Annotated in this window: 13 protein-coding genes; 7 read left to right on the top strand and 6 right to left on the bottom strand. The window is 73.0% G+C overall.

Annotated features, from left to right (window positions below; all coding sequences use genetic code 11):
• The first annotated feature begins 520 nt into the window (after positions 1-520).
• Complete coding sequence (groL, locus tag A949_RS0106235) at positions 521-2,149, top strand: chaperonin GroEL (RefSeq protein ID WP_019355143.1); 1,629 nt, start codon at positions 521-523, stop codon at positions 2,147-2,149.
• 123 nt (positions 2,150-2,272) lie between these two features.
• Here the strand turns inward: groL and A949_RS0106230 are convergent, their stop codons facing one another.
• The 3 genes from A949_RS0106230 to A949_RS0106220 are packed head-to-tail and all read right to left on the bottom strand — an operon-like array spanning position 2,273 to position 4,360.
• A complete protein-coding gene (locus A949_RS0106230; RefSeq protein WP_019355142.1) occupies positions 2,273-2,614 on the bottom strand; it encodes a DUF427 domain-containing protein in 342 nt (113 codons plus the stop codon).
• The gene (locus tag A949_RS0106225) at positions 2,611-3,324 is read right to left on the bottom strand and encodes a GNAT family N-acetyltransferase (protein WP_019355141.1); all 714 of its coding nucleotides are present in this window, start codon (positions 3,322-3,324) and stop codon (positions 2,611-2,613) included. The genes A949_RS0106230 and A949_RS0106225 overlap by 4 nt, the downstream gene beginning before the upstream one ends.
• Before the next feature lie 40 nt (positions 3,325-3,364).
• Entirely contained in the window at positions 3,365-4,360 is a 996-nt protein-coding gene (locus A949_RS0106220) for a TetR/AcrR family transcriptional regulator C-terminal domain-containing protein (protein ID WP_019355140.1), read from the bottom strand.
• A gap of 203 nt (positions 4,361-4,563) precedes the next feature.
• Here A949_RS0106220 and A949_RS0106215 point away from each other — a divergent pair, with 203 nt between their 5' ends.
• From A949_RS0106215 to A949_RS0106195, 5 genes are all read left to right on the top strand, one after another.
• Positions 4,564-5,718 carry an FAD-dependent monooxygenase gene (locus tag A949_RS0106215; protein WP_019355139.1) on the top strand — a complete coding sequence of 385 codons (1,155 nt, stop codon included), beginning with the start codon at positions 4,564-4,566 and terminating at the stop codon, positions 5,716-5,718.
• A gap of 241 nt (positions 5,719-5,959) precedes the next feature.
• A complete protein-coding gene (locus tag A949_RS0106210) occupies positions 5,960-6,553 on the top strand; it encodes a transglycosylase SLT domain-containing protein (RefSeq protein WP_019355138.1) in 594 nt (197 codons plus the stop codon).
• A gap of 213 nt (positions 6,554-6,766) precedes the next feature.
• Entirely contained in the window at positions 6,767-7,231 is a 465-nt protein-coding gene (locus tag A949_RS0106205; RefSeq protein WP_019355137.1) for a hypothetical protein, read from the top strand.
• 103 nt (positions 7,232-7,334) lie between these two features.
• Positions 7,335-7,982, top strand: a complete 648-nt coding sequence (locus A949_RS0106200; RefSeq protein ID WP_237735757.1) for a sensor domain-containing protein — start codon at positions 7,335-7,337, stop codon at positions 7,980-7,982.
• Between the two features lie 238 nt (positions 7,983-8,220).
• Entirely contained in the window at positions 8,221-9,021 is an 801-nt protein-coding gene (locus tag A949_RS0106195) for a VOC family protein (RefSeq protein ID WP_019355135.1), read from the top strand.
• A 120-nt stretch (positions 9,022-9,141) separates the two neighbouring features.
• Here A949_RS0106195 and A949_RS0106190 read toward each other — a convergent pair whose 3' ends face one another.
• The 3 genes from A949_RS0106190 to A949_RS0106180 all read right to left on the bottom strand — a co-directional run bounded on the left by A949_RS0106190 (position 9,142) and on the right by A949_RS0106180 (position 13,283).
• Positions 9,142-10,767 carry a PTS transporter subunit EIIC gene (locus A949_RS0106190; protein WP_019355134.1) on the bottom strand — a complete coding sequence of 542 codons (1,626 nt, stop codon included), beginning with the start codon at positions 10,765-10,767 and terminating at the stop codon, positions 9,142-9,144.
• Positions 10,768-10,876: 109 nt separating this feature from the next.
• Positions 10,877-12,052 (bottom strand): N-acetylmuramic acid 6-phosphate etherase, encoded by a 1,176-nt coding sequence (gene murQ / locus A949_RS32675; protein WP_019355133.1) that lies wholly within the window; start codon positions 12,050-12,052, stop codon positions 10,877-10,879.
• Between the two features lie 217 nt (positions 12,053-12,269).
• Positions 12,270-13,283, bottom strand: a complete 1,014-nt coding sequence (locus A949_RS0106180) for a MurR/RpiR family transcriptional regulator (protein WP_019355132.1) — start codon at positions 13,281-13,283, stop codon at positions 12,270-12,272.
• A 92-nt stretch (positions 13,284-13,375) separates the two neighbouring features.
• Between A949_RS0106180 and A949_RS0106175 the strand changes: the two genes are divergently transcribed.
• The gene (locus tag A949_RS0106175; protein WP_019355131.1) at positions 13,376-13,867 is read left to right on the top strand and encodes a hypothetical protein; all 492 of its coding nucleotides are present in this window, start codon (positions 13,376-13,378) and stop codon (positions 13,865-13,867) included.
• Positions 13,868-13,869 lie beyond the last annotated feature (2 nt).

Genomic DNA, 13,869 nt, shown 5'->3' with positions numbered 1-13,869 from the left:
AAGGGGTCGCGCCCGAGGTGCGGCCCCTTCTCCGCTGTCTGCTGCCCGCTGTCCGCGCCTGCTGCCCGCTGCCGCTGCCCGCTGTCCCTCGTGTCCGCCGTCCGCCGTCCGCCGTCCGCCGGGACTCGTCCCCCCCCCGGGTTCTGGGTCCCGGGTCCCGGGTCTGCACCAGGGTTCCGCTTCCCGGGTCCGGAGTGGCTCCGCCGCCCGCCCGGCACGCCCACGCGGTCGCTTGCGCCCTCCCTCCCCCGGCCTCCGGCCGGGGGCACCCCCACCGACCACCGCCCCGCACGGAGACGCCTCCGGCGTCGCTTGCACTCTCCATGCCCGAGTGCTAATCATTGGGTTAGCACTCTGCGAGTGAGAGTGACAAAGAAGGACCGGGTCGGTGAGGCCGCAGCCGGGTGGGGAAGGAACCACCGGGTCTCAGGCCGTCCGTCGCGGGCGCCACGCGGTCCGGAGAAATCCAACCCTCCTCTTGCGCTCGACGCATGGGGGAAGCCAGGGAGGACCAACCCACATGGCCAAGATCATCGCCTTTGACGAGGAGGCGCGGCGCGGTCTTGAGCGTGGCATGAACCAGCTTGCCGACGCCGTCAAGGTCACGCTCGGCCCCAAGGGCCGCAACGTCGTTCTGGAGAAGAAGTGGGGCGCCCCCACGATCACCAACGACGGTGTCTCCATCGCCAAGGAGATCGAGCTCGAGGACTCCTACGAGAAGATCGGCGCCGAGCTGGTCAAGGAGGTCGCCAAGAAGACGGACGACGTCGCCGGTGACGGCACGACGACCGCCACCGTGCTCGCCCAGGCGCTGGTCCGCGAGGGTCTGCGCAACGTCGCCGCGGGTGCCAACCCGATGGCCCTCAAGCGCGGTATCGAGCAGGCCACCGAGGCTGTCTCCGCCGCTCTGCTGGAGCAGGCGAAGGACGTGGAGACCAAGGAGCAGATCGCCTCCACCGCCTCCATCTCCGCGGCCGACACCCAGATCGGTGAGCTGATCGCCGAGGCCATGGACAAGGTCGGCAAGGAAGGCGTCATCACCGTCGAGGAGTCGCAGACCTTCGGGCTCGAGCTTGAGCTCACCGAGGGCATGCGCTTCGACAAGGGCTACATCTCCGCCTACTTCGCCACCGACATGGAGCGCATGGAGGCGGAGCTCGAGGACCCCTACATCCTCATCGTCAACTCCAAGATCAGCAACGTGAAGGACCTCCTTCCGCTGCTGGAGAAGGTCATGCAGTCGGGCAAGCCGCTGCTGATCATCGCGGAGGACGTCGAGGGCGAGGCCCTGTCCACGCTGGTCGTCAACAAGATCCGCGGCACCTTCAAGTCCGTCGCCGTCAAGGCTCCGGGCTTCGGCGACCGCCGCAAGGCGATGCTCAACGACATCGCCATCCTCACCGGCGGTCAGGTCATCTCCGAGGAGGTCGGCCTCAAGCTGGAGAACGCGGGCCTCGACCTGTTGGGCCGGGCGCGCAAGGTCCAGATCACCAAGGACGAGACCACCATCGTCGACGGTGCGGGCGACAGCGACCAGGTCGCCGGCCGGGTCAACCAGATCCGCGCCGAGATCGAGAACAGCGACTCGGACTACGACCGCGAGAAGCTCCAGGAGCGGCTGGCGAAGCTGGCCGGCGGCGTGGCCGTCATCAAGGCCGGTGCCGCCACCGAGGTCGAGCTCAAGGAGCGCAAGCACCGCATCGAGGACGCCGTTCGCAACGCGAAGGCGGCCGTCGAGGAGGGCATCGTCGCCGGCGGTGGCGTCGCCCTGCTGCAGGCTTCCTCGGTCTTCGAGAAGCTGGACCTGGCGGGCGACGAGGCCACCGGTGCCGCCGCCGTCAAGCTGGCGCTGGAAGCCCCGCTCAAGCAGATCGCGGTCAACGCCGGCCTCGAGGGCGGCGTCATCGTGGAGAAGGTGCGCAACCTGACCCCGGGCCACGGTCTGAACGCGGCGACCGGCGAGTACGTCGACATGATCGCCGAGGGCATCCTCGACCCGGCCAAGGTGACGCGCTCCGCGCTGCAGAACGCCGCCTCCATCGCGGCGCTCTTCCTCACCACCGAGGCCGTCATCGCCGACAAGCCGGAGAAGGCCGCCGCCGGCGCCGACGCGGCTGCCGCCGGTGGCATGGGCGGCATGGACTTCTGAGTCCGAGCCGCACACAGGCACCACCACCGCCCGCCGAGGGCGGCGGAAGGGCGGGCATCCCACGGGGTGCCCGCCCTTCCGGCTGTCCGGGCTCCGGTTCTCAGCCCGCATCGGCCGGCGCCGTCAGCTCACCTGGACGTCCGGGAAGCAGAGGTGCTTCTCGACGGCCGCCACCTGGTCGTCGGGTTCGGGGTAGGACCAGGCGACGTCCTGGGCCGTACCGTCGGCCAGCGACCAGTACGCCGCGGTGCCCTTGAAGGGGCAGCGGGTGCGGGTGTCGGACGGCGCGAGCAGATCGGTGCGGACGTCCTCGGGCGGCAGGTAGTACCGCACCGGATAGCCGGTCTCGCGCAGCAGCAGCGGCCGGCTGCTCTCCGCCAGCACCCGGCCGTCGCGGGTGACGACGCGCACGCGTTCGGAACCCTCCTCGACGGTGATCGTGTGTCCCTTGCCCGGTGTGGTCATGACGCGGTCCTCTCCCTCGGGGGTTCGTCCGGTCCTGCTGCGTCCGCGTCCGGCGCGCCCGGCGCGCGGACTCCGAAGAGTGCCAGAGCGGCGGCTCCGAGTCCCGCGGTCTCCACCGGTACCGCGCGGTGCGCCTCCCAGCCGGCCCGGTCCAGCCGGAGCCGTTCGAGAGTGCGGGCCCGGCCCTGCACGGACTCGGTCAGCAGACCGTCCGGCCGGTAGCCCAGCTTCTCCGAAACCCGCCGCGAGCGCGGATTGTCCGTCATCGCGGCCGAGAGGCTGCTGCGCGCTCCGAGCCCGTCGAACGCCAGATGCAGCGCCGCTGCGCGCATCTCGGTGCCGAAACCCCGGCCCTGGTGCGCCACGCCCAGCCAGGAGCCGGTGTGCGTCTCCCGTACGACGGCGAAGTCGGTGCCGCTCAGATCCTGCCGTCCGATCACCCGGCCGCCGTGCAGGACGGCGAGGCTCAGCGTCCACTCTGCCGGCCGCCAGCCCGCGATGGTGCCCAGAACGTGCTGGAAGCAGCCGCGGGCGCGGTCGGCGGGAGGCGCGGCGGTCCACGGGACGCTGAAGGGCATCTCGGAGTCCTCGTGCACACCCCCGGAGGCGAGCCGCGCCAGCTCGGCGAGGGTCCGGTCGTCCGGAAGGCGCAGCTCCAGGCGCGGAGTTGCCAGCCGGAGCCCGTACAGCGGCCAGATGTCGGCTTCCATGGACCAAGGGTGCCGAAGCCCGGGAGCGGGCGCGAACGGATTACCGCCCCTCGACGAGCCGGGACACGCCGTCGAGCATGGCGGCGAGCCCGGTCTCGAAGAGCCCGTCCAGACGCAGGTCGTAGCCGTCGTCCCCGAGCGAGTCGAGGAGGCGCGTGAACGTCGGATAGGCCCCGGAGGCCGTCAGTGACGCGAGGGTGGCCGCCTGCTGCGCCATCCAGGCGTCCTCCGTCAGACCGGTGCTGCTCTCGGCGGCGGTCTCCCGCTCGCGCTGGAGGGCCAGCCCCAGGACATGGCTGTAGAGCAGGGCGTTCAGATCGAGCGCGGTCGCCGGGGCGAGTCCGCAGCCGTCCAGGGTGCCGAGCATCCATTCCGAGTACGTCAGCAGGTTGGGCAGCAGCAGCGGACGGGTGAGCGGGCCGATCTGCGCCAGCCAGGGGTGGTCCCGGTGCACGCGCCACAGGGCCCGGGCGCCCAGCTCCAGCCGGGCCCGCCAGCCCTCGGGCGCCGGCCCGGCCGCGGGGTGCGGGGGCAGCCGCAGTTCGCCGAAGACGGTGTCCGCCATCAGCAGGACCAGCTCGTCCTTGCTGTGCACATAGCGGTAGGCCGCCATCGTCGCCGCGCCCAGCCGGGCCGCGACGCTCCGCATGTTCAGTGCGGCGAGCCCCTCGGCGTCGGCGATGCCGACCGCCACGCCGACGACCCGTTCCTGGGACAGCTCCCGGTCGGCACGCGGCCGGCCACCCGCCGCGCCGCCGGCCGCGGCTGCCGGATCCGCGGAGGGTGCGGAGTAGTCGGCCGACGGGGGGCGGCGGCTCCGCGGGGCGACCACCGTGCCCACCCGCGGCCGGGCCCGCACGAGTCCTTCCTGGCGCAGTGCGGTCAGCGCCCTGGTCGCGGTGGCCAGGGCGACGTTCCACTCGCGGGCGAGCTGCCGGGTCGAGGGCACCCGGTCGCCGGGGGCGAACTCCCCCTCGGCGATGCGGCGCCGCAGATCGGCCGCGATCCGCGCGTACGGCGGTGTGAGCTGCGCCACGACTGCTCCTCCCGGTTTCCTGTACTAGGACAGAGGTTAGCAGGGCCGGGGGCCGGGCCGGTGTCTTCTGTACTAGCTCAGGGGAGGAGGAACTGCTTTGGCCGAGCTGCGTGTACGCCATACATTCAGTGCCGTGCGCAGAGCGCGCGCCGCAGTAGTGCGTACGTTGTACGGCACCTGCGTCCAGCAGTGCGGGAGTCGCCATGCGGAACGTTCTGATCTCCGGTGCCGGAGTCGCCGGACTCGCCCTCGCCCACTGGCTCCGCCGGGCGGGATTCGCGCCCACGGTCGTCGAGCGCGCTCCCTCGGTGCGGCCCGGCGGACACGCCGTCGACGTGCGCGGAGTCGCGCTCGACGTCCTCGACCGGATGGGCCTCCTCGTCGACGCGCGCCGGGCCCGCACCCGGATGCGCGGCATGTCGATGCACGACGGCGACGGCAACGAACTGTGGCGCTCCACCGAGATGACCTACAGCAGCGGCCGGCTCGACAGTGACGACATCGAACTCCTGCGGGAGGACCTGACCGCACTCCTCCACCGGCGGGTCCGCGCGGACCCGGACGAGGAAGGCGGTACCGAGTTCCTGTTCGGCGACTCTGTCGCCGCCCTCGACCAGTCGGACCCGGCAGGTGGCGTCCATGTCACCTTCGCGAGCGGTCTGACCCGCACCTTCTCCCTCGTCGTGGGGGCGGACGGGTTGCGCTCCGGAGTGCGCCGACTCGCCTTCGGCCCCGAGTCCGACCGGTACCTCCACCACCTCGGCGCACACGTCGCCGTCTTCAGCACGGACAACTTCCTCGGGCTCGACAACTGGCAGGTGTGGGTCCGCGACGAGCGGGCGAGCTACTGCCTCTACCCCGTCCGCGGGAACACCGAGTTGCGCGCCACGCTCGGCTTCATGTCGCCGCCGCTCGACTACGACCACCGCGACCCCGAGCGGCAGAAGGCGCTGCTGGCCGCGAACACGGCCGCTCTCGGCGGGGACACCGGCATCCTGCTGGACGCGATGCACACGGCTCCCGACTTCTATTTCGCGCCTATGGCGCAGGTCCGCATGGACCGCTGGACGCGGGGCCGCGTCGCGCTGGTCGGCGACGCCGGGTACTGTCCCTCGCCGCTCTCCGGCCAGGGCACCAGTCTCGCCCTGGTCGGCGCCTACGTCCTCGCCCGCGAGCTGGGCGCGTCCCCCGCGCCGGTCGCCGACGCGCTGCTCCGGTACGAGGAGCGCATGCGCCCCTTCGTCGCCCTCAACCAGGCCCTCGCCACCGAGAACCCTGGCCAGGGCCCCTCCGAGGAGTCCCTCACCGTCGCGAAGAACGCCCTGACTCTCGGTGACGCGGACGGGTGGGTGGTGTGAGGCCGCCCATAGGGTCCACGTCACGTACGAACCGGCATCGTATGTCCGGTATGCCGGGTTCGGGGTGGGGGTGGGGATGGCGTGCCGGGGCGGGTGCGGGGGACGAGGCGGGGTCGTAGGTCACATGGTTGCCGGGGTGGGGGGTGCCTCCCGCACGGTGGGCCCCACGCCGCAGCCAGACCACCGGCAGCCCCGTGCCGGGTGCGGCGCCACGTCCCCCCGCGAAAGGTTCCGCTCCCCCATGCGCACCACCCTCACCGCTCTGAGTACCGTCCGCCCCACCCGCCGGCTGGCCGTCGGCGGCCTGACCGCCCTGGGCGCGGCCGGTATCGCGGCCACCGCCCTGACCGGCACCGCCCACGCCGCCACCCCCGACACCGCCGGCCCGGCCGGCCACCGGGCCGCCGCCACCGCCCAGCACCTGACCACCCAGGCCGACCACGCCAAGCAGAGTGCGGACAAGGCCGCCAAGGCCGCCAAGGACAGCGGCAAGAGCGGCGCGAAGGCCAAGTACGCCGACAACCTGGACGGCTGGATCCGCGAGGCACGCGCCGTCATGGCCAAGCACGACATCCCCGGCAGCTACGACGGCATCAAACGCAACATCATCCGCGAGTCCGCAGGCGACCCCAACGCTGTCAACGACTGGGACATCAACGCCCAGAAGGGCATCCCCTCCAAGGGACTCCTCCAGGTCATCCAGCCCACCTTCGACCAGTACCACGTCAAGGGCACCCCCGACGACCTCACCGACCCCGTCGCCAACATCGCCGCCGCCTGCAACTACGCCGCCGACCGCTACGGCAGCATGGACAACGTCGACTCCGCCTACTGACACACACAAACCAACACCACCGCCACACCCCGGCGACGCGCCACGGAGCGGGCGGGCGGGAGGAACACACCTCCCACCCGCCCGCTCCCTCGTGCGTCAGCTCGTCTGTTCTGTGGAGTATTCGGCTCATCAGGTGGGGATGCCTGAATTGCCCGCCACTGCACCGTTGTTGCGGGTGGACGACATCGCTCTCACGAGAAGAGGCCGCACACGATGAGCGCAACATTCCGCCTCCGTCCCGCCGTTGCCGGTGCCCTGGCCGCCGGCCTGATCGGTGCGGCGGCCGCGACCGCGGCCGCGACCGGCCCCGGGATCGGGAACGGGGGAAACGAGAACGGAGCCGGGCCCGGAACCGGGAGTGCGACGGCGAGCACGGCGCCGATCACGCCCGGCCCGTCGGCAGCGGCCAGGACCAACACCGTGACGGCCGACCGGGAACAGGTGCGGCAGTGGGAGCAGTTCCGGCTGCACGGCAAGGTGACCGGAATCAAGGCGGGGACCGCCGTGCGCCTCCAGCAGATGCAGCACGGCGCGTGGAGGACACTGCCGGCCACGTCGGTCGTCAACCGGTCGCTGGACTATTCGATGCGCGTCAAGCTCGGTATCAGGGGAGTGAACCGGATCCGGACGGTGGTCGCCGGCCAGCCCTCCGCCCCGGTGACGGTGACCGTCCGCTGAGCGAAGCGCTCGGCGCAGCCCGGTCCGGGGTGTAGCCAGCACCACCCCGGATCCGGGCCCCAGCGGTATGGGATCGGCTCCGCCGCCCGGCGACAGTGGATGCATGGCGACGATGACGCAGGTGCAGCAGGGTCCGGACTCCTTCCCCCGGCGGCGGGGACGCTTCGGCCGGGAGGTGGGCTATCTGCTCTCCGGGCTGCCGTTGGGCATCGCCGCCTTCGTGCTGATGGTGACCGGGTTCGCGCTCGGCGTCTCGACGCTCGTCCTGGTCGTCGGTCTGCCGGTGCTGGCCGGGACGCTGTCCATGGCCCGCTTTCTGGCCCGGGTGGAGGCGGAGCAGATCGCCGCCGTCACCGGCCGTCCGCTGCCCGCCCGCCCGGTGGGCGCGGCGGAGGGCGCCGGGGCCGGGGGCAGTCGGTGGAAGGGGGTGGCGGACCCGCAGGCGTGGCGGGACCTGGTGCACGCGGTGCTGGCCTTCCCGGTGCGGGTGGCGACCTTCTCGGTCACGCTGACCTGGTTGGTGGGCGGGGTCGGCGGGCTCACCTACGGACTGTGGTCCTGGTCGATCCCGCGCGGTGACGAGGACGGGGTGATGGATCTGGTCTTCGGACTGGACGGACGCGGTCCCGACATCGCCTTCAATACAGCACTCGGTGTGTTCTTCCTGCTCACAGCGGTTCCGATGGTGCGGGGTCTGGCGGTGGCGCAGGCGGGCCTCGGCCGGGTGCTGCTCCGTCGCGAGCAGCGCTGACCTGGCGGCCGGAGCGGCGGGTGGCGCCGTCTGGCGGGCCGGAGCGGAGCGGGGGTGCGGAACGTCCCGAGGGGCGGGTCGGCCGGAGTGCTGCCATCCTGAGGCGGTGGGTGGCTGCGCGGAGCGGGTGCGTCCCGTACCGGCGGCCGCACGGTCCGCGGCGGGTGGCGGCTGCGCGCCCGGCCGCCGGTGGCAGCGCCCCGGATCCAGCACCCGCCTCGTGCTTCGGAGGTTCCGCATGCTGACGACCGACTTCGTTCCCGGCACTCCCGACTGGCTGGACCTCGGCGCGCCCGATGTGGACGCCGCCGTCGCCTTCTACACCAGCGTCTTCGACTGGCAGTTCCGGTCTGCGGGTCCGGAGGCCGGGGGATACGGCTTCTTCCAGCGCGGCGGGCGGACCGCCGCCGCCGTCGGCCCGCTGATGGAGGACGGCGGCAGCGCCGCGTGGACGACGTACTTCCACACCCGGGACGCGGACGCGGTGCGGGCCCGCGTGGAGGAGGCGGGCGGCGCCGTGCGGGTCGCGCCGATGGACGTGTTCACGGCGGGCCGGCTGGCGCAGTTCACGGACCCCACCGGCGCCGACTTCGCCGTGTGGGAGCCGAAGGACACGGGTGGTCTGGAAGTGCTCATGGAGCCGGAGACGCTGTGCTGGACGGAGCTGTACACGACGGACGCGGCGGCGGCGAAGCGCTTCTACACGGCGGTGTTCTCGTGGACCTACGAGGACATGTCGATGGGTGACGACCTGGTCTACTCGGTGGTCTCGGCGCCCGGTGGCGGTACGGAGGGCGACACCGGGCAGGGCGGGATCATGCAGCTCCCGCAGGAGAACCTGAGCGCCGGGTCGACCTCGGAGTGGCACCCCTACTTCGCCACGGAGGACTGCGATGCGACGTGCGCGCGGGCGACCGGTGCCGGTGCGAAGGTGCTGATCCCGCCGACGGACGTACCCGGCGTGGGCCGCCTCGCGATGCTCAGGGACCCGGCCGGTGCGCCGTTCGCCCTGATCAAGGGAGATCCGGACATGAGGTGACGCTCCGCGCGTCGCGCGGCGGCGTTGCCGCGGAGGACGTGCCGGGTTGTCCGCCGCCGGGCGGGAGGGGGTCGGCACCGGGCCCCCTCCGCCCGGCGGCGGAAACGGTTCGGGCTCCCGTCAGACGAGCGAGCCGCCGCCTCCCGCGGGTGCGGGGGCCGGACCCGGGTCCGGGCCGGGGTCCGGGCCGGGGTCCGGGGCGCCGGACGGCGGGGGTTCGGGCGAGTGCCCGCCCTCGGCGGCGGGTGCCTCGGCCTCCGCGGGCGCGTTCAGTTCGGTCAGCATCTGCTTGCTGAACCCGAAGAAGTAGGTGGCCACGAAGCCGACGAGATAGCCGGCGGCCAGCCCGAGCGCGTAGATCAGGGCGATGCCGCCCAGGCTGTGGTTGCCCTTGAGGAGGGGGAAGAGGGCCCAGCCGGAGGGGCCGATCGCGGTGGAGCCGACCGAGGTGCCCAACTGGTAGAAGAGGCCCACCACCCCGCCGCCGAAGGCCCCGCCCACGCACGCCGTGATGAAGGGGCGGCCCAGGGGCAGGGAGACCCCGTAGATCAGCGGTTCCCCCACGCCCAGGAACCCGGCGGGGAGGGCGGAGCGGATGGTGCTGCGGATCGAGGTGTTGCGGTGCAGCCGCAGGTAGATGGCGATCGCGGCGCCGACCTGCCCGGCGCCCGCCATCGCGAGGATGGGCAGCAGCACGGTGTAGCCGCTCTGCTCGATCAGCGTCGTGTGGATGGGGATGAGCGCCTGGTGCAGTCCCAGCATCACCAGCGGCAGGAACAGTCCGCCCAGCACGAATCCGGCCACGGCCCCGCCGTGCTGGAGCAGCCAGTCGGCCAGATGTCCGATCCCGGTGGCGATCTCGCCGCACACGTACATCAGTCCGAACAGCGTGACCAGCCCCGCGACCAGCACCGTCACCGTCGGCGTGACCAGCACGTCGACGGCGGACGGCACGAAGCGGCGGCACGCCTTCTCCACGTACACCGCCAGCAGTGCCGCGAACAGCGCGCCCAGCACACCGCCCTGGCCCGGGGCCAGCTGCTGGCCGAACGCCGATACCTCCGCCACCCCGGGGAAGACGATGACGGCCGCGGCGGCACCGCCCAGCACCGGCGTCCCGCCGAACTCCCGCGCGGTGTTCAGTCCGACGAACACGGCGATCAGCGACATGAAGCCGCTGGCGATCGCCGCCAGTGCGGGGGTGAGTGACGGGAGCCAGCCCGCGTTGGTGAACAGCCCGTTGAGTCCGGCGACGATGCCGCAGCCGATCAGCGCCGGGATGAGCGGGACGAAGATGTTGGCGATACGGCGCAGCATCAGCTTCACCGGTGTCGCGTTCTTCTCCTTGCGCGCGGCGCGGAGCGCGGCGCCCTCGGCCGCCAGGTCGGCGGCCGTCGTGCCGGCGGTCGTCGTGCCGGCGGCGCCCGCCGAAGCGGGTTCCCGGGCCGTCGCCCGGTCCGGTGCCGCCTGCACGAGTGCCTCGAACTCCGGCGTGATCCGGGCGACTTTGCCCGGGCCGAGCACGATCTGGTACGTGTCGTCCTCCACCACGCCCAGCACGCCCGGGAGCGCCCTGAGGGGCCCGTCCTGGACGAGGGAGCGGTCGGCCAGGCCGAGCCGCATCCGGGTCATGCAGTGGCTGACGGAGGTGACGTTCGCGGCGCCTCCCACCAGGGGGAGGATCGCCTCGGCGAGCTGTCTGCCGGGATTGTCCTCAGGGGAGCTGCGGGTGCTGTGTGTGCTCATGGTGCGGTCGCTCTTCTTCGAGTGGTGCCATGGTCGTTCGGTCGGGTGGTTCTCTGCGCGTCGGTCGGTGTGGTGCGGGCGGTTCGGGGCGGCGCCCTGGGGTGTGCCGCTACCCCGCGTTCGAGCCGGGGCCGGGGTCCTCCGGGGCGGCGCCGGCGGGGGTTCCGGTGCCGGTTCCGGTGCTGGTGCCGTTGCCGGTCCGGGGTTCGGCCTCGGTCCGGTCCCCGGCGCCGTGTCCACCGGCGGCGGACCGGAGTGCGGCGCGCAGATGCCCGTGCGCGGCGTGGAGCAGCCGTTCCGCCGCCGGGGCCGGGACGCCGCCGAGGATGGTGAGGATCGCCGCCTTGACCTCGCCGTCGGTGGCCGTCAGCGCCGCCTCGATCTCCTCGTCCGGCGCTCCCGTGGCCAGCTCGACGATGCGCCGCGAGCGTGCGCGCAGCTTCTCGTTCGAGGCGCGCAGGTCCACCATCAGGTTTCCGTAGGTCTTGCCGAGCCGGATCATCGTGAGGGTGGAGAGCATGTTGAGCACGAGCTTCTGCGCCGTACCGGCCTTGAGCCGGGTGGAACCGGTCAGCAGCTCGGGTCCGACGACGACCTCGATGCCGTGCTCGGCGGCGGCGCCGAGCGCCGAGTCCGCGTTGCAGGCCAGCCCGACGGTGAGCGCTCCGCGGGAGCGCGCGTATTCGACGGCGCCGACCGCGAAGGGGGTGCGGCCGGAGGCGGAGATCCCGACGACGGTGTCGTCCGCCGTCACCTTCAGCGCCGCCAGCTCGTCCGCCGCCGCCTCGGCGCTGTCCTCGGCGCCCTCGACCGAGTTCACCAGCGCGCCGGGGCCACCCGCGATCAGACCGGTGACCTGCCCCGGGGCCGTGTTGAAGGTCGGCGGGCACTCGCTGGCGTCCAGCACCCCCATGCGCCCGGCCGTACCGGCGCCCGCGTAGAGGAGGCGGCCCCCGCGCGCCATCCGCTCGGCGATGCCGTCGATCGCCTCGGCGATCACGGGGAGCTGCGCGGCGACGGCGGTGGGGACGGTGCTGTCCTCGGCGTTCATGAGCTTGGCGATCTCCAGCGTGGGCAGCTGGTCGATCTCCGCCAGTTCGCTGCGGAACGCCTCGGTGGTGAGGGTGCCCAACTGCCGGCGCAGCTCGTCGTGGTGCGAGCGGCCGGTCCCGGCGCCCGCCGGACCGGCGGACTCCGGTGCGGGGGGCTGTGGTCCGGGGGACTGCGGACCGGCGGGGTGCGGGTCGGTCCCGGTCGCGGCGGTCTGTGACTGCGAGGTGGTCATCGGGGAGCGGCTTTCTGTGGCTCGGGGCGGCGGGCCCGGGCGGTCGCGGAGCGGTGGGTGCGGCCGGTGGGCCCGCCGGCCGGCGGTCGGCGGGTGCCGTCGGCAGCGGGCTGCCGACGGTGCGGGGCCGGTGGCGCGCCGCCGGGGACGGGACTGCGCGGCGAACGTGCCCCGGGCCCGCGGACCGGTCGGCCGGGTCGGGCCGACCGGGGGAGGGTCAGCGGGTGCGCTGCCGGGGGGAGTGGCGGTGCGCCAGCGCTTCGTAGGAGGCGGAGAGCGCGGGCGCCGCCGTCTCGTACGTACGCTGCGCGACCCCTATGAACAGGCAGTCCACGACGAGGAGCTGGCTCGTCCTGCTGGACATCGCCGCCGGGCGCAGCTCGCTCTCGCGCGCCGTCGAGGTGGTCAGTACGTGGTCGGCGTACTGGGCCACCTCGCCGTCCGGCCGGCCGGTGATCGCGATGGTCGTCGCCCCCTGGTCGAAGGCGACCCGCAGCGGCTCGATGACGTCCACCGTCCGCCCCGAATGGGTGATGGCCAGTGCGACGTCGCCCGCCCGCATCTGCACGGCGTTGGTGACGGCCAGATGGGGGTCCACATGGCTGTGCGCCACCAGCCCGATGCGCAGCAGTTTCTGCGCCAGGTCCTGGCTGACCAGCCCCGAGGCGCCGACGCCGTACACGTCGACACGCCGGGCCGCCGCCATCGCCGCGACCGCCGCGTCGACCTGTGCGACGTCCAGCGCCGCCGCCGTGTCGGCGAGGGTCTGCTGTTCGTCGAGCGCCAGCTTGGCGACGACGTCGGCGATCGGATCGTCGACGGCGATGTCCGCCGTGACGGCGGGGGCGGCGCCGGACTCCTGCTGCGCCGCGAGTCCCGCGAGGGCGAGGCGCAGGTCGCGGTAGCCGGGATAGCCCAGCAGCCGGGAGGTGCGGACGACGGTGGCCTCGCTGGTGCCGGTGCGCTCGGCCAGCCCGGTGACGGTGAGCTGGGCGCACCCCGCCGGGTCGTGGGCGACCGCCTCGGCGACCCGCTGCATGGAGCGCGTCATCGAGGGCGCCATCGTGCGGACCTTGGCCGCGAGGGCCGAGGGCCCCGGGCGGTTGGCCGGTCGGGAGGGGGCGCCGCCGTCGGCGTCGCCCGCTGACCGGGGGGCCGGGGGCTGGGTGCCCGGCCGGGCCGCCCGGCGCCCCGGGCGGAAGGCGAAATTTTCCTTCAGGTCGCTGCTCACAGACGGAAGATATTTTCATATCGGCACCCCGTCAATGGTCGACGCGGCACGAACGTGTGATCCTTCCGCGCGCGCAGTGGTGCAATGGAGGTATGGAACCGAAGGAACCCGCAGCCGACTCGGGACCCCCGGAAGAGGGAGCGCACGGTGGCGCTTCCCCCGATCCGGCCCGCGACCGGGAGCGCCGCGACGCGCCCCGCGAGGAGCCTCCGCCGGGCGCCCGCCGCCAGGACCCGCTGGAGCGGTCGCTGCACGCGGCCCGCGCGCTGATCCTCGCCGACCTGGAGGCGAGCGACGTCGCGCACGCCGACATCGTCTCGCTGGTCGAGGAGGCGGTCTCGCACCGTCGCTGGTGGGTGGGCGAGTGGCCGGAAGGTGCGGCGTTCGTGGACGGCCTGGTGGCCCAGGACGTGCAGGACGCGCTGCTCGAACGGTACGGGCGCTGGCCCGTCTGCCCGGTGTGCGTCGGCTCCGACCCGCACGCGCTCGACGTCGAACCCGAACTGGGCGAGGAACCGCACTGGGTGTGCGCCGCCACGTCCACGGTGGTGGCCCGGGTGGGCTCGCTGGGCAGCAAACCGTGAGC

The organism is Streptomyces sp. AA1529 (genome assembly GCF_000280905.1).
Taxonomy (GTDB): Bacteria; Actinomycetota; Actinomycetes; order Streptomycetales; family Streptomycetaceae; genus Streptomyces.
The sequence above is the reverse complement of the archived record's forward strand: the minus strand, read 5'-3'. Positions and strand labels throughout refer to the sequence as shown.